The organism is Pseudoalteromonas sp. J2K-J031 (assembly GCF_058197095.2).
Genome location: NZ_CM200279.1, coordinates 1,538,167 through 1,563,119, shown reverse-complemented (window position 1 = coordinate 1,563,119; position 24,953 = coordinate 1,538,167). Strand labels below are relative to the sequence as shown.

The following is a 24,953-nucleotide window of genomic DNA, read 5'->3' as shown; positions in this document are numbered from 1 at the left end:
GATAATTAACACGTTAGATTTCTTAGTTATTAAAATATATAAAGCTAAGTATTAATGAACACAACACAATTGCAAGCCTCCCTAGGCAAGTGATGTCAAAACAGAGTACAATTTAATTCTCAGCTTTTGGCCGCAAACAAAGTAAAAACAAGGTGTTATTTTTCCCATGACTTATTGTGAATCTCACAACTCCCAGCCAACCATCTACTGGCATGACTTCGAGACCTTCGGGGCGAACCCTCAAAAAGACCGGCCAAGTCAATTTGCGGGCGTGCGTACTGACTTTGATTTAAATATTATTGGTGAGCCACTGATTATTTATTGCCAACCTGCGCCTGATTATTTGCCCCATCCTCAAGCGTGTTTAATTACTGGGATCACGCCACAACATGCACTTAAACATGGCATGATTGAGGCCGAGTTTGTTGCTAAAATCCATCAAGAATTTGCCAAACCTAATACCTGTGTTGCAGGCTATAACAGCATTCGTTTTGATGATGAAGTCAGCCGTTATGCTTTTTATCGAAACTTTTATGATCCCTACGCGCGCGAGTGGCAAAATGGTAACAGCCGCTGGGATATTATTGATTTAGTGCGCGCCTGTTACGCCCTTCGCCCAGAAGGCATTTTGTGGCCTTTAAAAGAAGATGGCACACCCAGCTTTCGTTTAGAAGATTTAACCAAAGCCAATGGCATTGAGCATGCTGCAGCCCATGATGCGTTATCTGATGTTACCGCAACCATTGCACTGGCAAAACTTATCAAAGACAAACAGCCCAAACTGTATGATTTTTTCTTTAAATTACGCTTCAAAAAAGCCGTAGCGGAATTATTTGATATTTATAATATGGTGCCGCTGGTTCATACCTCGTCTAAAATTCCAGCAAGCCAGGGTTGCACTACGTGGATTGCCCCTATGGCATTTCATCCAGTGAATAAAAATGCGGTGATCTGTTTTAATTTAACACACGATCCTCGCCCTTTACTCGCTCTTTCAGCCGATGAAATCCGCGCGCGTCTTTATACTAAACGCGCTGAACTGGCCGAAAACGAACAGCCCATTGGTTTAAAGCTCGTGCATTTAAATAAATGCCCCATTGTAGCGCCAGCGAAAACCTTACTGCCTGAAAATGCAGCTAAAATAGGCATCGACCGCGCACAATGTTTAGCTAATTTAGCGATTTTAAAAGCCCATCCGGAGCTGCGAGAAAAAGTCGCCGAGGTGTTTCAAAGCGAAAACGAATTTGCAGGCAGCGAGAACTGTGATTATCAGCTTTATGCGGGTTTTACCTCCAACGCCGATAAACATAAGTTTGATATTATTCGCGCTGCAAGACCTGAACAATTAGCAACACTTGGGCTTGATTTTGAAGATAAAAAATACGATACCTTGTTATTTCGTTACCGCGCTCGCAATTGGCCGAACACTTTAACCACGCAAGAGCTTGAAAAGTGGCGTAAATACTGCCAAAACAAAATTATGTATGGCGAAGATAACCCCGCCATCGACGCCCAAGAATTCATGATGACCCTTGAAAACTTAGTGCACGAAAATGAAGGGAATGAGCGCAATATGACGATTTTAAAAGCCCTATATCATTACGCACAAAACTTGTGATCGCTCACTGAGCTGAGCCCTCAGGTTTAGGACTTTCCAATAAAAAAGGGATTTCAAATGAAATCCCTTTTTAGTTAACTAAATAACCGCTATTTGAGTTAACCGCCGCTTATTTTTCTTCAAAATATAACGGTGTACGCGGCTTGCCATCAACGGCTTGCATGGTAGCTGCATCAAAGAGTTGACCGTTAATCATGGTATAACTTACTTTATCGGTTACACGAATGTCCTCAAGTGGATTGCCATCAATCACGATTAAATCAGCAAGTTTACCTGCTTCTAGTGAACCGATATGCTGATCAAGCCCTAAATAATGTGCAGGATCGAGCGTTGCAGCGCGCAGTGCTTCAAGTGGTGTCATTCCGCCTTGGGCAAACATCCAAATTTCCCAGTGCGCTGCTAACCCTTCACGTTGCCCATGAGCACCTAAATTTACCTTAACGCCCACATCTTGCAGCTGTGCCGCTACTTTTGCAGCATTAAAGTGATTGTAGTGATGATCAGGTGCTTTTGTACGACGCATTGAGCGCGGTAATAACTGATTTTTTGGTACAAATTGTGACAATCTTGGGTGCGCCCACACATCTGTTTTATCATACCAATAGTTCTCGCCCCAAATTCCACCATAAGCCACACCGAGTGTTGGGGTATAACCCACTTCGCTTTGTGACCATAACTGCTTGATATCATCATAAATACGCTCTGGTGGAATTGAATGTTCGATACCAGTATGGCCATCCACTACCATGCTTAAATTATGTTGCAGTAACGAGCCGCCCTCTGGCACTACCATCATGCCCAGCTCACGGCCTGCTTCAATAATTTGTTGGCGTTGATTACGACGTGGTTGGTTATACGATTTAACACTAAACGCCCCCACTTTTTGTAGACGCTCAAGATGAAACTTCGCATCATCTAACGAGTCAACATGCGAGGTGTAACCTGGGCCATTGGCGCCGTATAAAATCGTACCGGTTGAAAAAATACGTGGCCCAACAATTTTGCCGGCTTTTTGCATTTCGCTGGCAGCAAAAATTTCACTGGTATCATTGGATGGGTCGTGGATAGTAGTTACACCAAGTGATAAACCTGCAAGGTTTTTCCAGTTTTGCTCAGGAATAATTTCATTACTGCCTTGTGCGCCATGGGCATGGGCATCAACAATGCCCGGCATAATGGTTTTACCCGTTACATCAACAACCTTTGCATTGCTCGGAATGCTAACAGCACCGACTGCGCCAACCGCTTTGATGTGTTTGCCATCGGTTAAAACCACGCCATTTTCAATCACGTTATCGCCATTCATGGTGATGACTCGAGCGCCCGTAAGTGCGACTAAACCACTTGGCTCTGCCATGGGTTGTTTAAAACTAATATTTGCACCATCAGCGACTTTAAAGTCTGATTTTTTTGATTTTATATCAAAAATACCATTTAAATCAGCATGGTAAAGCTCAGGTCCAAGGGTCCAATACAGTTTGTCGGCATCGGTATTCCAGCTAATGTTTTCACCCGCACGCACAGAGAGTTGCTCAAGTGGGAATTGGGTATCTTTTGGCCCAATATTAATGGTTTTACCACTGGCTACAAATGGTGTGATAAACACCTTAAAACGTTCTGCAAACGCTAAATAGCGGCTATCGGGTGAAATTCGAAACTCAGTCGCCAATTCTGACTCATATAGTTTTTGTGCTTTTTTAGTATTTAAATCAATGACTGACAAGCTTGGTTTTTCGCCAATGCCTAGCACATAAATTTTATCGTTATCTTTACCAAATTGTGGTTGCTCACCTTGTTTAAAAATAAGCTCAGCATCACCGCCAGTGCTTGGCACTTTATAAATACCCGGATTTAACGAAAAATCTGGGTCTAAAATTGCACCGCCACGGACTTTACGAAAAACCACAGTTTTGCCATCTGGGCTAAACACAGGCTCTACAAACTTACCTTTTTCTTTGAGTAAGGTTTTACCTTTACCGCTGCGCGTTGATACCACATGCAGCTGACTTTGTTCATCATCTTGCCAGCTTACAAAAGCAACTTGTTTGCCATCGCGAGAAAAAGTCGGGAAAAATTGAAACCCAGCACTGCTTTTGGTCAGTGGTTTGATTTTTCCCGAATCAAGGTTGCGTAAATAGATTTTGCCCATCGCTTCAAACATGGCCGTTTCACCATCGGGTGAAATTTGCACATTACGCAGCATTTTTACGTCAAACTCTGGGGTATCAATGTTTTGCGCAAAACGCAGTGCTTTTTGCATTTTTTTGCTGGTTTCGACTTTAAAAGCAATTTCAGACGCTTGTTTCGTCTTTACATCAACTTGATGAATTTTACCGCCCGCCCAAAATACCAGCCCTTTGTTATCAGGTGTCCAAGCCATAGTTGGATACACGCCATGAATCGCCCACGTTTCTTGCATATCGCGCTCCATCGCGCCATATACTTTTGTCTCTTGACCTGTGGCTAAATCATATAAATAAAGGCTTGATTGAAAATCATCACGTTTGATGTAAGCAAGGGTTTTACCATCGGGTGAAGGGGTTGGGCGAATTGCACCGCCCATTCCTGAGATAATGGTTTCAATGTCACCAGTTTGGCGATCATAACGTTTGATTTTGTAAATTCCGTTAACCGAATCTTTTGAGTAATGAAAGGTTTTACCAGGTGTGGCATCATGAGAAAAATACACATAACGGCCATCTGGCGAAAACGCAGGTTCACCTAAATCTTTTTGATCGTTGTCACGCTTGGTGAGCTGCACCCCATTACCACCCGCTTTATGGTACAACCACACTTCCCCCGCCCCTAACGAACGACTGGCGGTGAAATGTTTACGAGCAATAATAAAATCGCCATCTGGGCTCCATGCAGGGCTATTGAGCAAACGAAACGTTTCTTTGGTCACTGCTTTGGCGTTTTGGCCATCAATATCCATCACCCAAATGTTATCACCGCCATCGGCATCTGAGGTAAAGGCTATTGATTGGCCATCTGGGCTAAAACGCGGTTGCATTTGCCATGCAATGTCTGAGGTCAGCTGTGTCGCTTTGCCGCCAGAAAACGGCATGGTGTAAATATCGCCTAATAAATCAAAAACAATGGTTTTGCCATCAGGGCTAACATCAATGTTCATCCACGTGCCTTGCTCTACGGCAATCTTGGCATCAAAGAATTCACCTTGTGGCTCATCGACTTTCCAACTGGGTTTTTCTTCTTTTTTTGGTTCGTCTGCAAAACTTGGGCAGCTAAACGTCATTGCCACTGCAAATGCAACGCTCGAATAAATAAATTTTTTCATTTGTTGTCCGAATGGTTGTTATCAATAGTTGTTGTCTTTTGATTTGAACAAACATCGGGCAAATTTTCTAGCGTTATCTGACCAATCCCCAAAAAGGGATGATTAATACCAAGCTAGCGGATCAAAACCATAATAGCTACAAAGAAGATGATACAGCTCAGAATCAAACTGGCGCAACGCGCCAGGTTTTTCAATAAAGGTCTCGGTGACAACAGCAAAAAACTCCGCTTCGTTGGTCGCCCCATAACTGTGAATAACATGGGGCATTTGGTAAGCCAAACACGCTTTTAAATGATTAAATGCACGACTAAACACCCGCGACCAGTTTTTATAGGCGGTGGCATCAGCCAAATGAGGGGTGCCGGTAGTGGCGCCCGTTTCTTGATCAAGTTGATGAGCAAATTCATGAAATACCAAATTATGGCCATCTCCCGGTAAGCGGTTTCCTTCTAACACATCGTGCCAAGACAATACCACAGTGCCACCCGGCCACGATTCACCTTGGCGCACCACTTGATGAAAGCTTACCAGCCCAGCGCTATCTTTAGCTTGTTGACCGGCATAATACGCACTCGGATAAAGTAATATTTGTTTTACATTACGGTAAATTGGCCACGGTTTTTCGATCACTAATAAACAGGCATCGGCCGCAACGACCCATTTCATCGGCTCTGTTACCACCAAACCATCACGACCTAAAAAACTAATGTTATCTAAAAACCACAGAATATGACAATCTAGTTTTTGCCTTTGATCAACCGTTAACCGTTGATAAATAGGCATTACTTTTCTAATTAAATGTTGCTGCTGCGCTGTTAGTTGTTTGCCGTGGTATTTTTTTTGCCAAAAGTGTCGACGGATATCATCAAAACGCCAATAGCCGAATACAAATATCACTAAAATAATCATCAAAACGACGTTAATCATGTCGGCACTCAAATATTGTTATTTCTAAGCAATGGGTGCAGCTATCGCTATTTTCAAGTTAATGCATCACACAAACGGATTAATTTGATGTACCATAACGGCGATTTCCCCAGTAAATAGCGCCATGACATTACCCATCGACAGCATAAAAGACTCCTTTTTAGATTCACTTGGCAAGCAACCTCTGGTTGTCAGTGCCCAAACAGGCTCGGGTAAATCAACACGTTTACCCCTTTGGGCGGCGCAATCGGGCAAAGTCCTAGTTATTGAACCACGCCGTATTGCCTGTACTGCCCTTGCGCAATATTTGGCAGCACAAAGTAACAGCCCCTTGGGGGATGAAATTGGTTACGCCATTCGTTTTGAAAGCCACTTTAACGCCAATACTCGCATTGTGTTTGCCACACCTGGTGTGGTACTTCGCTGGTTTTTCGAAAATAAATTGGCCGATTATCAAACCGTTATTTTGGATGAATTTCATGAACGCCGTTGGGATACCGACTTATTACTGTCGCTGTTAAAAAAGCATAATAGCCATCAGTTAGTCGTCACCTCAGCAACCTTGCATGCCGAACAACTGGCAGCGTATTTATCAGGAAAAATTTTAACTGCTGGAGGGCGAAATTTCCCCATTGAGATACGCTACCAAGCAAGCGATCTGCGCCAAATGCCAACAAAAGAAAAGCTCGCTGAACGAGTTTTACAAGCATGTACCAGCGCACTTAATGACGCCCAAGCCGATATTTTAGTTTTTTTAGCTGGTAAGGCCGATATTGATTTTGTTGCCTCAAAATTGATGCATCTGCCTGTTTTACTGGTGCCGCTTCATGGGGGCTCTGACGTTCAATCGCAAGCTATTGCGCTACAAAGCCAATCAACGCGGCGCATTATTTTAGCCACCAACATCGCTGAAACGTCCCTCACTTTAGAAGGCGTTGATTGCGTAATTGATAGTGGCCTTGAAAAACGTACTCATTTGCGTGCCGGGCGCACTGTTTTAGATTTAGATACCATTTCAATGGATTCAAGCATGCAACGCGCCGGTCGTGCGGGCCGCACAGCTGTGGGGTTATGCATTCGATTGTACGGTGAATTTGCCCCTCTGATTGCCCATACACCCGCAGAATCTCAGCGCTGTTCACTTAACGAAATGGTGCTCAGCGCAGCCTGTGCTGGCGGGGGCATTGAACAGCTTGATTTTTTAGAGCCGCTGCCCGCGTCTTCGTTACAGTTAGCAACACAACAATTACTTGCAATTGGGGCCATAGATCAGCACGGTTATGCCACCGAGCATGGTAAACGTTTGTATCCTTTACCTATTAGTAGTGAACTGGCGCATTTAATTACTCATATGCCAACCAATACGCTGCGCCAAGCAATGGCCGATGCCGCAGCGTTATTAGCGGTGCCCAAACAGGTATATCAACTTAGTCAGCAGCTTGAACATACCCAAGCGCTGAACGAGCAACTCCCCAATCATTGTGATTTAGAGCTAGCGATTGCTTTAATTAGAGGCAACGCAACAGATTGGGTTAAGATCGATGACGATGCATTACAAGAGGCACGTCAATTTGCTGTGCAAATTCGCCAAGCGTTTGATTTACCACCCCTTGAAAAACCAGCAGGTTACCAACGCAACGAGTTAATTGCCGCCATTGCAACCCATTTACCAAGCTGTATTTTTATTCATAATGCGCGAAAAAATAGCCTATCTAATGGTGAGCTTGAGGTGATTGCTGCCAAGCACTCGCGCTTTAACAATCACAGTGCCGCCTTGGTGCTCGACACGTTTGCCTTGGCAGGTAAAGGCATTAAACAAGCTAAAACGCTAGCGCTGTGTATGGCGCCAATATGTAGCAAACAGCTCGTTGAGCTAAGCCTATGCGATACTATAATTGAAGGTGCTGAACTCAATGGCAACGAAATATTCGTTAATATCGCTCACCTTTTTGCTGGCAAAATAATTGCCACCCAAAAACAAAACGCCACAGCGGCGCAATTACCGCATGCAGCCTGCCAGTTAATTGAGCAAGCATTACTGCTGCCGGGTCTTTGGCAAAAAATAACCCACCAGCTAAACTGGACAGCGCTATATCAGCAGCTCAACAATTGCATCACGACCTTACCAACAACGCATGAGTTTATTTATCAAGCCCTAACTGATTTAGCCATTGAGCACGCTGACGATTTTGAATTATTAAGCGCAGATGATTTTGCAGTAGACATCATTCCGAGCTGGGAATATGCCGATTTCACCGAAAAATATCCCTTATATTTGCAGTTGCCCGATTTACATTTAACCATTGAATATCAGTTAGTGAAAAAATTAGTGGTGGTACATTATTTAAGAGGACTGCGAAAAGAAGCCCCAAAACGCTGGGAATTACCCAGCTGGTCGGGGCTTAAAATTCGCTATAAAAAAGCCAGCAAAGAGGTTGAAATTCGCGCTTAATGTTACAAATACTTAGACGCATTATCAAAGTAATGCTTTAACCGAGCGACGTATTGCGCAACATGTATGCCATCCATCAAGGCATGATGCACTTCAATCGACAGCGGCATAATACCTGTGCGTTTATTGTATTTACCAAAAACCAACTTTGGGATGCCTGAGTATTCAGAATGATTACTGGCATGAGAAAAGCTGGTAAAGCTTAACCAAGGCAATACTGAAATATGCAAACAATTGCAGGCAAGGCCAGTGGAATAAAACTGCTCAGAAAAAAATGGTTGTGATTTTGCAAGCTCAAAGGCCTGTTTTGATGAAGCACAAAAAGTATCAAAATCAGTGGTATGCTCAAGGTAGCTAAAGCGAAAGGTTTCATCTTCTTTAAGCTGTACCACGTTAGCATTCACTTTATCAAACACCCATACATCTCCTTCTATTAAGCGTAAGCAAAACGGTTCGATGTCATTGGCGGCCAACATGGCCAAATACAGATAACTATTAAAGAAAGAAACGTTGTTAAGGCGGGAATAATTAAAAAGGCTTTCGGCTTCAAGTTCGACACAAATATTAAAGTAAGGATCGGTAAAGTTTTTATAAAATTGGAAATGTTGCTGTCGCGGCCATTGCTCCAATTCTATTTTCTTTGCACCATCAATTGGGGTTTTCATAGCTCAAATTTTTACACTAATTAAGGTAGTGTAAGTTTATGCTGCTTTTATAAAATGGCAAATGAAGAAACTGTGACGATTTCAACCTTGACCAAATCACCGCAGTTTAGATACTTTTCTATGCGTTAAGCTCGGTATATTACTCAATCACTTTTCCTGAAAAATGCATTGCTTTATAGTCAATCTTTGGCAAGTTGTAGGCGCAAAATATGAATAATAATATAAAAAAAATAGTAATAGTGGGTGGCGGTACTGCAGGTTGGATGGCTGCGGCAAGTTTAGCCAAATACGTTAATAACAGCGCTGAAATTTGTTTAATCGAATCAAGCGATATTGCAACTGTGGGTGTGGGCGAAGCGACTATTCCTAATATTGTGCAATTTAACCGTAATTTGGGCATTGATGAAATTGAATTTATTAAAGCAACGCAAGCCACCTTTAAACTTGGTATTCAATTTGAACATTGGCATTCGCAAAATAGCCAATTTTTTCATCCGTTTGCCGATTATGGCCTGAAGATCGATCAGGTCGATTTTCATCATTACCTTTATCGTGCACAGCAAACCGAGTGTAATAGCCAATTAGCTGATTTTAGCTTTGCCTGCCAACTCGCAAAACAACACAAATTTGCCCAGCCCCATGCAAACCCAAGCACGCCGCTGGCCGATTATGCCTACGCATATCATTTTGATGCGGGTTTATACGGGCAGTTTTTGAAAAAACACAGTATTAACGCTGGAGTTAACCACCTCATTGGCACCATTGAACAGGTTAATTTACATCCCGATACGGGCTTTATTAACAATGTAATACTAACTAATGGCCAAGTGATTGACGGCGAGCTATTTATTGATTGCAGTGGCTTTGAAGGCTTATTGATTGAAAAAGCACTGCACACCGGCTACGAAGATTGGAGCCATTGGTTGTTTTGTGACAGCGCCCTAGCCGTACAAACCACACGCGATAGCGCACCTGAACCTTTTACCCGTTCAATTGCACAAGGTGCGGGTTGGCAGTGGCATATTCCGTTACAACACCGCAGTGGCAATGGCTACATTTATAGCAGCCGCTTTGAAAGCGATGAACAAGCCAAGGCAACATTAACAGCCAATATCTCTGGCACACCGCTTGGTCCTGTGCGTAAAATTAACTTTAAACCAGGGCGACGGAAACAAATTTGGCATAAAAACTGTTTTGCTTTAGGGCTCGCCAGTGGCTTTTTAGAGCCGCTAGAGTCTACCAGCATTTCATTGGTGCAAACCGCCATTGCAAAACTGCTCACGTTTTTTCCTGACTGTGGTTTTAATCAAGCCGATATCAACGAGGTAAATCGGTTACATAATTTAGAACTTGAAAACATTCGGGATTTTTTGATTTTACATTACAAATTATCGGCGCGATGCGATACGCCTTTTTGGCAAGCCTGCCACAATATGGCAATCCCAGAGAGCTTACAACACAAAATAGATTTATTTAAAAGTCGTGGTCACATTGCAATGTACGATCAAGAATCGTTTGAACACGCAAGCTGGCTCACTTTTTACGATGCCTACCAAATAAAGCCAAGTCGTTTAGACCCAAGAGCTGCCGCTGTTCCTGAAGCGATGCTGTTACAAAAGCTACAGCAAATCCAAAATGCTATAAGTGAAGCCACAAAGCCTGTGATGAGCCACCAAGCGTTTATCACAAAACATTGTGCCGCCGAACCATTACCACAACCCGCATAACCATTTGCTGTACTTGCCCCGCGATTAAAAAAAGCGGGGCAACAACCAATTACTCCACCTTTGGCGCTTGGCAATAATCGGTTAAAAATGCCTGATGGCTGGGCTGCTTAGCAACACTACGGGCAAGTGCTGTCTGCCCTTGCACTAAGCTTTGTGCTAACTTTTGGCTATTTAAAGCATGTAACGTTGGATTAAACCCTGCAGGGCGTACTTGCATGCCTTCAAAAACCGCATACCAACTCGTTGGTTGAAATAAAGCCTCCACCTCAGGAATTAAACCACCCGCGACATTAAAAAAGTCAATTTTTTGCTGCAAGCTCTCTGGAATGGCCATGGTTTGGCAATCTTGCCAAAAAGCAGAATCACTGCGTTTGGTGGTGCAATAATGGAGCACTAAAAAGTCACGGATCTCTTGATAATCAGCACGCACACGGCGGTTAAACTCCGCCATTTGAATGTTATTACACTCTTTATCTGGAAACATCCGCACAAACAAGGCTAAGGTTTTTGACACTAAATGAATGGCGGTAGATTCAAGCGGTTCTAAAAAACCTTGCGCAAGGCCAAGCGCTAAACAGTTGTTATGCCAACTTTGTTTACGAATACCCGTTACAAACGGAATAATCCGCGGCTCGCCAATCACCTCGCCCACCACCGAATTTAATAAGGTTTGGCTAGCCTCTTCATCGCTGATGTATTTATCACAAAATACATAACCATTGCCGGTGCGATGCTGCAGAGGAATACGCCATGACCAGCCTGCGGTTTGAGCCGTTGCCGTGGTATACGGCGTAGGCTCTGCCACATTTTTAGTTTGCACGGTCACGGCTCGATTACAGGGTAAATAAGCAGACCAATCGTCGTAACCTGTTTGTAAGGTTTGTTCAATTAACACCCCTTTAAATCCGCTGCAATCGATAAAAAAATCACCCGATACACTGCGCCCATCTTGTAACTGTAAAGTGCGAATAAACTGGCGTTCATCACATTCAACCGCTTCAACATGGCCAAGGGTGCGTTTCACTCCAATCTTTTGTGCAAAGCGGCTTAAATACTCCCCCACGAGTACGGCATCTAAATGCAGCGCATATTGCGCACCAGCTAGGGGGGTGTTCATTGCTTCAAAGGGTAAAAAAAAGCGTTGTTGCTCAGCTAATTGGGCTTCTGGCGAATAGGCCATTAACGGCACTTGGCTGCCGTCGGCATGGGTTTTTAACCAGCATTGATAAAAATCGTGACCATCAATACGCTGGCCTAACTGACCAAAGGGATGAAAATAGCGTTTGCCTTTTTCGCACCAATCTACAAATTCAATGCCCCATTTAAAGCTTGCTTGGGTGTGTTTAATAAAATCAACCTGATCAATGCCCAAACTTTCAAGCGTAGCGAGCAAAGGTGGAATAGTCGCTTCCCCCACCCCAATAATGCCCACTTCTTGTGATTCAATCAGTTCAATCTCAACAGTGCTGTGTTTAAAAATATTGCCCAAAGTGGCTGCGGCCAACCAACCTGCGGTACCGCCGCCTAAAATCACTATTTTTTGGATGCGATTGTCCATTATGCTTGCTCCATGTTGAGCGATTGATTTTTTGATGCAATCAGTTGATTTAAATAGGCTTGATGAGTCGGTGCATCACTGACTGCCTGTGCAATACCCTGCGCCATTAAGCTAAAACTTTTGCGTAAATAATCGACATCAAGTTTGTTAACCCGTGCATCAAATTGACGAGGATAACAACCAAACCCATCAAAAATCGCCAACCAGCTGTCAGGACCAAACATTTCCCACGGTAAACGCTCAAGTGTTCCGCTCTCACAAAACGCATCAATTTTGGCCTGCAAACTGACAGGAATGGTCATGGCTTGGCAATGCTGCCAAAGCGGCTCGCTACGCTGGTTTAATTTATAATGCAGAATAATAAAGTCGCGCACTCGCTCGTATTCTTGCGCCGTGACATCGTTAAAACGCATCACTAATTGCTCAGAGACATCATCTTGTGCCAAGGTTTGGCTTAATTTATCAATCGCGGTTTCAACCAGCGCAATACTGGTACTTTCAAGGGGTTCTAAAAAGCCAGCCGCAAGCCCAATAGCAACACAGTTTTTATGCCAAGCACGTTTTCGCCGCCCAGGAGTAAACGAAAAATGCCGTGGTGCATGCAGTGGCTCGCCATAAATATTGTTGAGCAATAAAGCCTGCGCATCATCGGCATTCATAAAGCGGCTACTGTAAACATGGCCATTGCCGGTGCGCTGTTGCAGCGGTATGGTCCATTGCCAACCTGCAGGCCTAGCTTGCACAACGGTGCGTGATGGCGGCTCAGCCATTGCCGTGCTTTGCACTGCCACGGCACTGTCACACAAAAGCCATTGGCTCCAATCGTCATAACCTGTCTTTAATGCGCCTTCTATCAATAAGGCTTTAAAGCCTGAACAATCGATAAATAAATCGCCTGCTATGACTTGGCCATTTTTTAATACTAAGTGTTCTATCTCGCCCGATGTTGGTTGCACCGACACCTGCTCTATGCAGTTTTCTATTCGCTTTACACCCTGTTGCTCTGCCACTTGGCGCATTAATTTAGCAAATAAGCTGGCATCAAAATGCAGCGCCCAATCAAAAATAGCCAGTGGTGAATTAGGCTGTTTAAGCGGTAAACTAAATTTATTGTGTTTGGCTAAATTAACGCCAAAAGAATAATCAGCAAGCGGCGTGTTATCGCCCAATTGCTTGAGTTTGAGCCAATAGTGATGAAAGTCCACACCATTGGCACGTTGGCCATACAAACCAAATGGGTGAATAAAAGAATGATTGGGCATGTGCCAATCTTTAAATTCAATACCGAGTTTGCAGGTTGCGCCACTAGCACTTAGCACTTGCTCATCGGTTAAGCCTAATTTTTGATAAAAGCGCCGTAGCGTAGGTATGGTGGCTTCTCCCACACCAATAGTGCCAATGTCGGCTGATTCAATTAAGGTAATTGTTTTTTGGTGTTTAAATTGATGGCTTAATGCAGCAGCTGTCATCCAACCTGCCGTGCCGCCTCCGACAATTACAATGCTGTTTATGTGTTGTTTTATCATGTAATTCTCTGTTTTTATTATTTAAAAACCATCTTGTTATAAAACGAAGAAACCACCGTAGTGACTACGGTGGTTTAGCTGACATACGCTAATCGTGAGATTAGAATGTCATTCGTGCGCCTAGTGTCCAGCGTGCTTCATACACGTTTTGGAAGGCTTTTTGTGATGAAAACTCTAAGTAGGTTTGTTGATATTCTTCAAGAATATTCGAACCATGGACATAGATACTGACATCATCATTAATGTTATAGGTCGCACTAATATCAAGTTGTGAATACTCATCTTGATACAATGATTGACCGCCCACTGCGCCTAATGTGCCTTGGGTAATTAAACGTGGGCTACGTGAGTTCCACGCTAAACGGGTCGAGAAGCTATCATCTTCATACCACAATACTAAGTTGTAGGTATCTTCAGACATGCCAACAAATGGTAAATCTTTGCCTCTTACGTCTTTGTTTTCTTGCGAGCTGTCGTTATAGGTATAGTTAGCATCTAAGCCTACGTTGGCTAAAAACGCTGCATCAGTGATATCGCTAAATGCAACACGTGCACCCACTTCAAAACCTGTTACGTTACCGCCTTTACCTTGCACTTGAGTATCAAATGGCCATGGACCGCGTTTAATGCCATCAGCATCTGGCTCATCAACCATCACAACACCACCGGTTGCAAAGCTCTCGATGTCAATTTTGTATGTTGCTAAAAACACCATTGACGCATCGCCGTTATACCATTCAGCCGAAAGTGAATAGTTTGTTGAACGCCATGGATCAAGCTCTGGGTTACCGGTCAACGTACCATTTACGACACGTAAACAGTTACAGTCTTCGTTATTTACACGACCAACCGTTTTACCGCCACCTAAACTTGCAAGGTTAAGTGCTTGCATGTTTTTAGAGTACGCTGCACGTAAAATCACATCTTCATGCACTGCTGCATTGATGTTTAATGATGGTAAATAATCGGTATAACTGCGCTCTGTCACCACATCACCCACATCTGGGCCTAAACCACTGTGCGGTAAGCTGCCACCAGCAATATTTTGTTTTACATACAAATCTGTTTCAATTACTTTCATGCCAAAGTTACCGCTGAAAATATTGTAATCAAAGTTTGCTTGAACAAAATAGCTCATTTCACGCAAGGTCACATCGTAACTTGCGCCGCCGTTTTCTGTGCGTTCCACATTACCAAAAGTATCTAAATGGAATTGACGTGGGTCACGAAAGTTACTTGGATCAATAGCCCAAATACCAGGGATCCCAGTTACATTACCAAAATCAGTTTGAAACGAAACCGAGGTATGTTGATCTAAACGTGTTGGCGGTAATATCGTATACGGCACCCAAGTACCTGCTTTTAAATCACCAACATCTTGCGTTAGATATTCACCTGCAGCTGGGTTGCCTTCACAACCTGCGGTATTCATGAATTGGTCAACCGCTTTCCACTGTGCGATATCACAGCCGTCGCCAAAGTTTGAGGTATAAGTGAATTGATCGTGATCTACAATTCGCTCACTCATGCGCACACCAAAGTCTACGCTGGTGATGAATGGTTGATCTTCAAACGCATAATTCCATTTTGTGCTGAAGGTATTAATTTCACCGTCATCATCAGTATTACCTTCCGATGAAAACGCACCGATATGGTATGAGTTAATGTCGGCCATGTAATCGGCTATCGACCGTAAGCCACTGCCGCCATTGACCATTTGGTCGAAGCCACTAAAATGAGGGTGTTCACCACTTGCATCGTAGCTTAGGATAAATTTGTCTTCGATCCCGCCTGGTGCAAAGCTTGCGTAACAGCCACCGTTGTCGCCCACAATCGCTTCACCATTTTTACAGTTTGCGCCTTGTGAAAATTGGCCTGGGCCTGTAACTAAAGTACCTTTATCGATACTCAATAAATCCCCTTCGCCATAACCGTGGCGCATTTGCGCCGTCGCTTTTGCACGCGTAACACGCACTTGGCCGGTTAACGCCCCACCGTTGTTATAATCTAATTGAAGATTAAAGTTTTTCGAGGTTTCGTAGTTATTATTAACTTGAGTGAACGTTTGTAAACGATATGACTTCATATCAAAAGCATTTACAGCGCCCCATGCATGGCCGTCTTCATCAGTAAAAGTATCACCCGTCCAACCACTGGCCGTTGGGTACGCATAATCGTTAAAACTGTTCCAACGGTTGTTTTGTGATAAACCTTGGCGGTCGTTAAAACGATCTTGATTGGTATAAAACAAGTCTGCAGTTAATTGAAAGCCTTCGCTTAAATCCGCTTGAAACGATAATTGAAACGCTTCACGCTCACGCTTTTCTTGTTTATTAAATGCAGCAAAACCTTGTGGTACAACATGGCGCGTATTTTCCCCTCGAGGATTTTGACCCCAGGTAAAGTTATTGTTTGCCGCGCCGATACCGCCATTTTCTGAGGTATCAAAATAGCCGTTATAATCGGTGGCTAAGTTTGCTTCTGATGCAACAGCGGTAAATAACACCCCCCATTTGTTGCCATTGTAGCTAAATAAACCATTGATATTAGGATCAGTCTCTTTACTGATTGTGCCTTGAGTCGCCTCAACACCACCTGAAAAAGTAAATCCTTCGTCCATGTCGAATGGACGACGCGTATGTAAATCAATTGAACCTGATATACCCGCAGCTGAATGTTTTGCTTCACTTGATTTATATACATCAAGGCCAGAAAAAAGCTGCGATGGCAAATCACCAAAGTCAGCGCCTGATGAATCAATTGTTGTTGCGCTTAAAAACACTTCACCATTCATCATGGTATCCACTTGTGGTAAACCACGAATGGCAACCGGACCACCTTCACCTGCGGTACGCTCAATTTGTACGCCCGTGATACGCTGTAACGAATCAGCGATTGTTACATCGGGTAATTTACCGATGTCTTCTGCAGTAATGCCATCAACTTGTGATGCTGCAAAACGTTTGGTATTAATGCTGGCTTTAGTACTGCCACGAATACCAGAAACTTCAACTACTTCAATATCTTGCGCTGCAGTCTTTTCAGCCGCGCTAACATGGCTACCTGAAAACAAACATGCTGCAACACTTAACGCTACTGCTGAGCGCTTAAAACCACTTCGAGAAACGACAACGCTGTCATTCAATACCCGAGAATCCCTCATATCTAACCTTCCCCAAAATTGATGGTGCTTATAAGAATTATGTGTCCAAAATAATATGAACCGAACTATTTTGCCCATTTGAGCAACAATTAAGCATACCATTGTGTGCAATCCTTATACTTTTCTATCCAGTTACCTAAACGTTGGGCAGCACCAAAAAATAACAAAAAAAATGCAGCCAAATGGCTGCATCTTCTATTCAATTTGAGCTTGGTATAAACACTCAGCTACAGGGTTAGATTAAAGACCGTTAGTAAGGATCTCTTGTGCTAACTCATCAGCGATTAAATGCGTTGATTTTTGTTCGGTCACTGAGCGTGCAAAAATCTCACTAAGAGTCGTATAAATACCTTCAACGTGTTTGGTTGATGCCTCTGCACTGTAACCACCCGGTGCAGTTTCGTAATACACATTGATAATACCCCCAGCGTTAATTACATAATCAGGCGCATATAAAATGCCTTTTTGACGCAATAACTCGCCATGGCGGCTTTCTGCTAATTGGTTATTAGCGCAACCTGCAATAATGGTGGCTTTTAAGCGTGCAATAGTTTTATCGTTGAGCGTTGCGCCCAGTGCACACGGTGAATATACATCGACTTCTAAATCATAAATTTCATCAACACCTACAGCTGTCGCATTAAAGTCATTCACTACACGATCTATCGATGCTTGATTAATATCGGTAACAAATAGCGATGCACCCGCTTCATGTAAATATTTACATAAACTATAGGCTACAGCACCTAAACCTTGCACAGCCACTTTTACACCGGCTAAATCTTGATGGCCATGCTGATGTTGGTATGCTGCTTTGATACCTAGAAATGTCCCAAGTGCAGTAAAGGGTGATGGATTACCACTTTTGCCTTCAAGGCCTAATACATAGTTGGTTTCTTTATTCATGATAGCGACATCCGCACAGGTGATGTTGACATCTTCAGCTGAATAATACGCACCACTTAAGCCCTCAAGCTTACGGCCAAAGGCACGAAATAACGCCTCTGATTTTATTTCTTTTGCGTTACCAATAATCACAGATTTGCCGCCGCCAAAAGGTAATCGAGCCACCGCATTTTTATACGTCATGCCTTTTGATAAACGCAGAACATCGTAGACCGCATCTTCATCTGATGCGTAATCCCACAAACGACAGCCGCCAACTGCAGGGCCTAGCTTAGTGCTATGAACTGCGATAATAGCTTTCAAGCCTGACTCTTTATCTGAGCAAAATACAACTTGTTCGTGATTATCAAACTCACTTCGATTAAATACAGCCACGTTTATTCTCCAATGTTTGTCACCTGAGAGCAGGATTTATGAGCCCTTAACTGGCCAGAACTCTATCACCAAGTAAATACCTACGCTATATTTGGAGATGATAAAACTCAATCAAGGGAAAATATAGCTTAAACAATCCAATAGAAAATAAAATATCGAAATTAATATTCACAAAAAGCGTAATTGAACGATATAAATAACCAATTTATGAGCCAAATCAACTTTTTTAGTTTACGTTAACGTAAAAGGAAGATTAATTGTAAAGTTATTGATACAAATAAATTAACTCAACTAATTCCAATAAAATCACTATATTTCAATTGGATAAACAAGTTCAGAGCTAAAATAAACACCTTCTGCGCCCAAAGCGTCTCCTGTTAGGTCATCGATAGGTGATAGAGATAACAATAATTGTCCGGCTTTCAGTGCCGCACCTTGCACATTTAATGCACCTTGATAAAGATAGACGCCATAGACCTTATTCTTTATATCTTGCATACCCGATTTAGGCTGTGATCCATCATGCCAAAAGCCGTGAGGCGTTATAATAAAGCGCTCCATTTTTAACGCTGCATTTTCGCGAGTAATGACATTAAAGTCTTGTACAGGGCCATCCTTGAGTACAGCATTGACTTTATCGCTACCAAAAAAATACCAGCAAGGGCTGCTTGAGGTATATAAAAATGATGACGCTAATGAGTCATTATTAATGTGCTCAATCAATAGACCCTCACCACCCAGTAGCAACAACGCCCGCCGATACCCTGAAAAGTCACTAAAAGCGCCACTTTGCTCAACCGTCGCCATGCTCACTCGGATCTCAAAGTCACGGGCTGCGACTTGGCTTTGTGGCGGCCAAATCCATAACTGAGTTGTCGACCCTCCAGCCCATTGGGTTGTAACAAACTTGCTCGGTTCAATAATTATCATAAAAGTGGACCTTGTTATTCTTTTTGATAGCAAAAAGGTGCGATAAACGCACCTTTATTGACTTAACCACTCATGTTATTTTTGAGTGTGTTTTTTCATCCAACTAAATACTTCGTCATACCAGTGGATTAAATTATCTTGATTCAAAATCCAATGGTTTTCATCTGGGTATACCACTAAACGTGAGTCAATACCTTTACGTTGCAAGGTAGTAAACGCACCCAAACCTTGTGCATAGGGCACTCGGTAGTCTTTTAAACCGTGGATCACTAACATCGGTGTTTTCCAGTTATCAACAAACGACGCTGGATTAAATTTACCGTAGTCAGCATCTTTAGCCCAAAATTCGCCGCCCATTTCATGTTCAGCAAACCAAAGCTCTTCAGTACTTTGATGAAAACTATCCATATCAAACAAGCCTGCATGATTTACTAAGCAATTAAAGCCATCGTTCCAATTACCCGCAATCCAGTTCATCATATAACCACCGTATGAACCACCTAGAGCGCAGGCATTTTTACCATCTAACCAAGTCTCTTTTTGCGTGATATATGCCAAGCCTTTTTGCAAATCCTCAAGCGGTTTGCCACCCCAATCACGTGAGATAGAGTCGGTAAATGCTTGGCCGTAACCCGTTGAACCATGGAAATCAACCATGACAACACCATAACCTTGTGCGGCCCATAATTGCGCATTCCAACGGTAATGGAACATGTTACCAAAAGACCCCTGTGGGCCACCGTGCACTAAAAATGCAATCGGGTATTTTTTGCCTGCTTCAAAGTTCCACGGTTTAACCAAATAGCCATAAACGGTTTCATTGTTCCAACCTGGAAAACTAAATTGTTCAAATTCGCCAAATTTAATATCAGCTAAATTCGCCTGATTGACATCAGTAAGTTGCGTTAGCTCAGAACCATCAAGGTTAATTTGGTAAATATCTTTAGGTGAACTTAACGTGTGACGACTAAAAACAATCTTATTGTCGGTTAGTTGAACGTCACCTGCGATCCCATTAGAAAAGACTTTACGCACATCACCAAAGTTAGTGCTGATCTCATAAATGCCTTTTTGCCCGACATCTTGTGTAGTTACATACACAGCACGACTGTTGGGTGAAAATTGGTAGCTATCAATGCTGCGATCCCAAAGCGGTGCCACTTCATCAAGTTTGCCGGTTTTTAAATCCTTAACCATTAAACCAAATCGGTCAGCTTCAAAGCCTGGTTTTTTCATGGCTAAATACGCCATAAAACGACCATCAGCAGAAAACTGTGGTTGTGAATCCCACGCTAAATTATCTTTAGTTAAGTTCTCAACCGCCCCGCCTTCGATAGACACTTTAAACAAATCAAAATTAGTAGTCCAAGATTGGTCTTTACTCGGCGCTTTAGCCGAAAAAACCACATTTAAGCTATCAGGAGTAAACGTGACTTCTTCCATACCGGCAAATGGTTTAGCAGGAATATCGGTATCCCAATCTGGCGTTAAATCTTTGGCATCTTTAATTGGGCTTTTTGTGATATCTGCAACAAAAATATGGCTACGGAAACGATCGCCCCACGTATCCCAATGGCGCACCATGAGTTGGTCGTAAACCAAGGCATGGTGTTTTTCACTGTTAAATAGTTTTGTTTTATCTATCGTACAGCTAATTGTTTGGCACCCTGGCACAACGTCTAATGCAAGCGCGAGTTTTTTGTTGTCTGGTGATAATTTATAACCATTTACAGACAGAGCTAAATCAGTGACAGGTGTCGCCTCGCCCCCACTTAAATTAAGCTGCCAAACTTGATGGCTTTCTTTGCGATTAGCTAAAAAGTAAATCGATTGACCATCATTAAGCCAGGTCACTTCCGATTCCGACCCCGGATAACTGGTCAGGCGTGTATCTGCTTGCTTTGGGTTTGTCAGTGATTTTAAATACAAATCGCTGCCATCGGGTGTTTTTAAAGAGTAAACAAGTTGGCTACCATCAGGTGATACACTGATATTACCAATCTTATTTAAACTATTGAGCTTTTGAACTGTTAATGGTTCTGCGGCTTGCACTTGTGCTGTTAATCCAGCCAATAATGCAAGGCTAATAGCGCTTTTTATCATTTTTTTACCTTTGCAGAGTATTAAAAGGAAAAGAGCGCTGCGCGCTCTTTTTTATTATTGTGAACAGACTTATTTTTTGCTTAATTCGGCATCAAGTTCTGCAATTTTTGCTTTCCAAATTGCAGGGCCTTGCGTATGCGCGTTGGCACCTTCACTATCTACTGCAACAGTGACAGGCATATCTTCAACTTCAAACTCATAAATTGCTTCCATTCCTAAATCTTCAAATGCCACTACTTTGGCTTTTTTGATTGCTTTAGAAACAAGATATGCGGCACCACCGACAGCCATTAGATAAACCGATTTATTCTTTTTAATCGACTCAACCGTTGCAGGGCCACGCTCTGCTTTACCAATCATGCCGATAATGCCGGTTTTTTCGAGCATCATATCGGTGAATTTATCCATACGTGTAGCCGTTGTTGGGCCTGCTGGACCTACCGCTTCATCACGAACTGCATCTACTGGGCCAACATAATAAATAAATTTATTATCAAAATTCACGCCCTCTGGTAAGCCTTGACCAGAATTGATCATGTCTTGTAAGCGTTTATGTGCGGCATCACGACCAGTCAAAATAGTACCACTTAACAATACAGTTTCACCCATTTTCCATTCTTGGGTATCTTCTTTTGTTAACGTATCTAAATTAACGCGGCGAGTATCGGCACCCACTTCAAACGTCACTTGTGGCCAATCTTCAAGTTTTGGCGCCTCTAAGTTAGCTGGGCCTGAACCATCAAGTGTAAAATGCACATGACGTGTTGCAGCACAATTTGGGATCATCACCACAGGCTTTGAAGCGGCATGAGTTGGCACTGATTTAATTTTAACGTCAACAACGGTCGTTAAACCGCCTAAACCTTGTGCACCAATGCCTAATTTGTTGGCACGTTCAAATATTTCAAGACGTAGCTTTTCTTCGGTTGTAACCGCACCACGTTCCATTAATTCATGAATATCAACAGGATCCATCAGTGATTCTTTTGCAAGGACTGCGGCTTTTTCTGCTGTGCCACCAATACCAATGCCAATCATTCCTGGTGGACACCAGCCTGCGCCCATAGTTGGTAACGTTTTTTCAACCCATTCAGCAATATCGTCTGATGGATTTAACATCACCATTTTTGATTTATTTTCAGAACCGCCACCCTTGGCTGCGATCATCACTTCTACTTCACCACCAGCCACTAAGTCGATATGAACTACTGAAGGAGTATTATCTTTAGTGTTTTTACGAGTGCCTGCAGGATCGGCAACAATCGATGCACGCAGTGGGTTATCTGGATTCATGTATGCACGGCGAGTGCCTTCATCAACCATTTGCTGCACTGTTAAATCGGTTTTATCCCACGATACATCCATGCCGACTTTAACAAAACAGGTAATGATCCCGGTGTCTTGGCACAGTGGACGCTTACCTTCAGCAGACATACGTGAATTAATTAGAATTTGCGCAATGGCATCTTTGGCCGCTTTAGATTGTTCTTTGTGATACGCTTTTTCGAGAGCTTGAACAAAATCAAGTGGATGATAAAAAGAGATATATTGTAATGCATCTTCGATGCTATCAATAAAATCTTGCTGACGGATCATGCTCATGGTCGGTCCTTTAAGAGTCGTTAAACCAATGACGGAGGCTTTAGTTTACATTTGCTCGCGCTCTGATTGCAACGAGAGCTGAAAATGCGGCTAGTTTCGTTTAGAATCTCTCTAATAATACCCTCCCAGTCCCTTGGCGACCAGTCTGGTAAGTAGAAGTTAATGATAAACGAACAAATATCATGCAAAAAATTAGACATTCAGCTCAATACAACTGAATTATTTAGCAAATTTGCGGATCAAGCATGGGCAATCTTACTCGATTCAGCTAATCCAACCAATAAAAATGACCAATTTGATATTATCAGTTTTGCCCCCGTCACTGTGATTGAAGCAAAACAGGGTCTATGTTTTATTGATGGTGAAGCGACAACAAAGTCATCGTTTCAGGTTTTAAAAAGTCAGCTCGCACGTTTTAGCACAGCCAAAACAAGCGAGAATATTCCTTTTAGTGGCGGCTTATTAGGATATTTTGCTTATGATTTGGGCCGCTACCTAGAAACAATGCCAACACAGTGTTGCCACGATATCAATTTGCCTGATATGGCTGTTGGCTTATATCCTGATGCTCTTATTTATCATCATGCCGAACAGGCGTGGTTTTATATTAGCCAGCCGGGATTTGACCGCTTGGCACTTTATCAAACCCAGTTTAACCATGCGCCTGAACTGACTTCATTTATGCTCACCAGCCCTTGGTTATCAAACATGGATAAAACCAGTTACAGCCAAAAGTTTAGTCAAATACAGGATTATTTACGCTCTGGCGATTGCTACCAAATCAATCTGGCTCAGCGTTTTAGTGCGCAATTTTGTGGTGCGCCTTGGCAAGCATATTTAACGCTTAGAGATAAAAACCAAGCGCCATTTTCAGCCTATATTAACCATCCTAAAGGACAAATTGCGTCCATCTCTCCAGAACGGTTTATTAAGGTCAAAGATAAGCAGGTTGAAACCAAACCCATTAAGGGCACATTACCCCGTAGTTCAGATCCGATTGAAGATAAAAATCGTGCAGAACAACTCAAGAACTCACCCAAAGATCGTGCCGAAAATGTGATGATTGTTGACCTATTGCGCAATGATTTAGGCAAAGTTGCAGCACCGGGTTCTGTATTGGTGCCGCATTTATTTAAGATTGAAAGCTACCCTGCGGTGCATCATCTGGTCAGTACGGTTACCTCAACCTTAGCCCATGATAAAACAGCGCTTGATCAACTTGAGGCGGCTTTTCCGGGCGGTTCAATTACCGGAGCACCGAAAATTCGCGCGATGGAAATAATTGAAGAGCTTGAACCTCATCAACGCTCCGTTTATTGCGGCTCAATTGGCTATATCTCAGCCTGTGGCAATATGGATACCAGCATAACAATTCGCACCTTAGTGTTTAATCAAGGAAGCGTTCACTGCTGGGCAGGCGGCGGTATTGTTGCTGATTCAAAAGTAGACTCTGAATACCAAGAAACGTACGATAAGGTAAATAAAATTTTACCCGTACTACTGTGACTCTAAACGACTTTATTACACGCTTTCAATTGTGCTGCCCGGTGGGTAACCAAGGTTATCCCCATCACGCAAAACAAAGTGCGGTGTTATTACCGCTGTGCGAACTTGGCGGTGAGTTAAACCTACTATTTTGTAAGCGTCCCACTTACCTCAAGCACCATCCGGCTGAAATTTGTTTTCCAGGGGGTAAATACGAATTAGACGATGGTGATTTACGCACCACCGCCCTTAGAGAGTCAAATGAAGAATTAAATCTGGCTGCCCAACATATTAATATGATTGGTGAACTTGATGCTTATTGGACGCTAACCGGTTTTGAGATAAAGCCTTTTGTTGGAGTTATCACCGATTTGTCAGCAATCATTCCTGATAAAAATGAAGTTGAAAAAGTGTTTTATATTCCATTCAACCAATTAAAAACAGCGCAAAACTGGCAGCCTTTAACCTTTGTTCGTCATAATAAACCCCGTGTTTTACAAGGTTTTTATTCAGATCATGGGCTCCTTTGGGGTGCGACTGCACAAATTGTTCGTAATCTGGTCAAACAAGTGAGCCTGTAGTTGATTCAATCTTGCATAAGATTGCATACAGGTTATG

At 42.8% G+C, this 24,953-nt stretch carries 15 protein-coding genes; 5 read left to right on the top strand and 10 right to left on the bottom strand.

Annotated elements, in window-relative coordinates; translation table 11 throughout:
• The first annotated feature begins 166 nt into the window (after window positions 1–166).
• Window positions 167–1,618 carry an exodeoxyribonuclease I gene (sbcB, locus tag AC3KZC_RS07260; protein WP_490576809.1) on the top strand — a complete coding sequence of 484 codons (1,452 nt, stop codon included), beginning with the start codon at window positions 167–169 and terminating at the stop codon, window positions 1,616–1,618.
• 109 nt (window positions 1,619–1,727) lie between these two features.
• On the opposite strand, the gene AC3KZC_RS07255 is transcribed toward sbcB, so the two are convergent.
• Together AC3KZC_RS07255 and AC3KZC_RS07250 are read right to left on the bottom strand one after the other, a co-directional pair.
• Entirely contained in the window at window positions 1,728–4,874 is a 3,147-nt protein-coding gene (locus tag AC3KZC_RS07255) for an amidohydrolase family protein (protein WP_490576872.1), read from the bottom strand.
• Between the two features lie 144 nt (window positions 4,875–5,018).
• Window positions 5,019–5,843, bottom strand: coding sequence for a M90 family metallopeptidase (locus tag AC3KZC_RS07250; protein ID WP_490576808.1), 825 nt, complete (start codon window positions 5,841–5,843; stop codon window positions 5,019–5,021).
• Window positions 5,844–5,967: 124 nt separating this feature from the next.
• On the opposite strand from AC3KZC_RS07250, the gene AC3KZC_RS07245 reads away from it, so the two are divergent.
• A complete protein-coding gene (locus AC3KZC_RS07245; RefSeq protein WP_490576807.1) occupies window positions 5,968–8,295 on the top strand; it encodes a DEAD/DEAH box helicase in 2,328 nt (775 codons plus the stop codon).
• Window positions 8,296–8,297: 2 nt separating this feature from the next.
• Here the strand turns inward: AC3KZC_RS07245 and AC3KZC_RS07240 are convergent, their stop codons facing one another.
• Entirely contained in the window at window positions 8,298–8,960 is a 663-nt protein-coding gene (locus AC3KZC_RS07240; RefSeq protein ID WP_490576806.1) for a CatA-like O-acetyltransferase, read from the bottom strand.
• 209 nt (window positions 8,961–9,169) lie between these two features.
• Between AC3KZC_RS07240 and AC3KZC_RS07235 the strand changes: the two genes are divergently transcribed.
• Window positions 9,170–10,687: a tryptophan halogenase family protein gene (locus AC3KZC_RS07235; RefSeq protein ID WP_490576805.1), complete on the top strand. Its 1,518-nt coding sequence runs from the start codon at window positions 9,170–9,172 to the stop codon at window positions 10,685–10,687.
• A 49-nt stretch (window positions 10,688–10,736) separates the two neighbouring features.
• Here the strand turns inward: AC3KZC_RS07235 and AC3KZC_RS07230 are convergent, their stop codons facing one another.
• The 7 genes from AC3KZC_RS07230 to AC3KZC_RS07200 form a co-directional block, all read right to left on the bottom strand.
• Window positions 10,737–12,245, bottom strand: a complete 1,509-nt coding sequence (locus AC3KZC_RS07230) for a tryptophan halogenase family protein (protein WP_490576804.1) — start codon at window positions 12,243–12,245, stop codon at window positions 10,737–10,739.
• Window positions 12,245–13,771, bottom strand: a complete 1,527-nt coding sequence (locus AC3KZC_RS07225; RefSeq protein ID WP_490576803.1) for a tryptophan halogenase family protein — start codon at window positions 13,769–13,771, stop codon at window positions 12,245–12,247. The genes AC3KZC_RS07230 and AC3KZC_RS07225 overlap by 1 nt, the downstream gene beginning before the upstream one ends.
• Window positions 13,772–13,871: 100 nt before the next feature.
• Entirely contained in the window at window positions 13,872–16,934 is a 3,063-nt protein-coding gene (locus AC3KZC_RS07220; protein WP_490576802.1) for a TonB-dependent receptor, read from the bottom strand.
• A 240-nt stretch (window positions 16,935–17,174) separates the two neighbouring features.
• Complete coding sequence (locus AC3KZC_RS07215) at window positions 17,175–18,215, bottom strand: Leu/Phe/Val dehydrogenase (protein ID WP_490576801.1); 1,041 nt, start codon at window positions 18,213–18,215, stop codon at window positions 17,175–17,177.
• A gap of 309 nt (window positions 18,216–18,524) precedes the next feature.
• Window positions 18,525–19,145, bottom strand: coding sequence for a HutD family protein (locus AC3KZC_RS07210; RefSeq protein WP_490576800.1), 621 nt, complete (start codon window positions 19,143–19,145; stop codon window positions 18,525–18,527).
• Between the two features lie 75 nt (window positions 19,146–19,220).
• The gene (locus AC3KZC_RS07205) at window positions 19,221–21,248 is read right to left on the bottom strand and encodes a S9 family peptidase (protein WP_490576799.1); all 2,028 of its coding nucleotides are present in this window, start codon (window positions 21,246–21,248) and stop codon (window positions 19,221–19,223) included.
• Window positions 21,249–21,317: 69 nt separating this feature from the next.
• On the bottom strand, window positions 21,318–22,850 hold the full coding sequence (locus AC3KZC_RS07200) for a fumarate hydratase (protein ID WP_490576798.1): 1,533 nt from the start codon (window positions 22,848–22,850) through the stop codon (window positions 21,318–21,320).
• A 162-nt stretch (window positions 22,851–23,012) separates the two neighbouring features.
• On the opposite strand from AC3KZC_RS07200, the gene pabB reads away from it, so the two are divergent.
• The gene (pabB, locus tag AC3KZC_RS07195) at window positions 23,013–24,356 is read left to right on the top strand and encodes an aminodeoxychorismate synthase component I (RefSeq protein WP_490576797.1); all 1,344 of its coding nucleotides are present in this window, start codon (window positions 23,013–23,015) and stop codon (window positions 24,354–24,356) included.
• Window positions 24,357–24,397: 41 nt separating this feature from the next.
• Entirely contained in the window at window positions 24,398–24,916 is a 519-nt protein-coding gene (locus AC3KZC_RS07190) for an NUDIX hydrolase (protein WP_490576796.1), read from the top strand.
• Window positions 24,917–24,953: the final 37 nt, after the last annotated feature.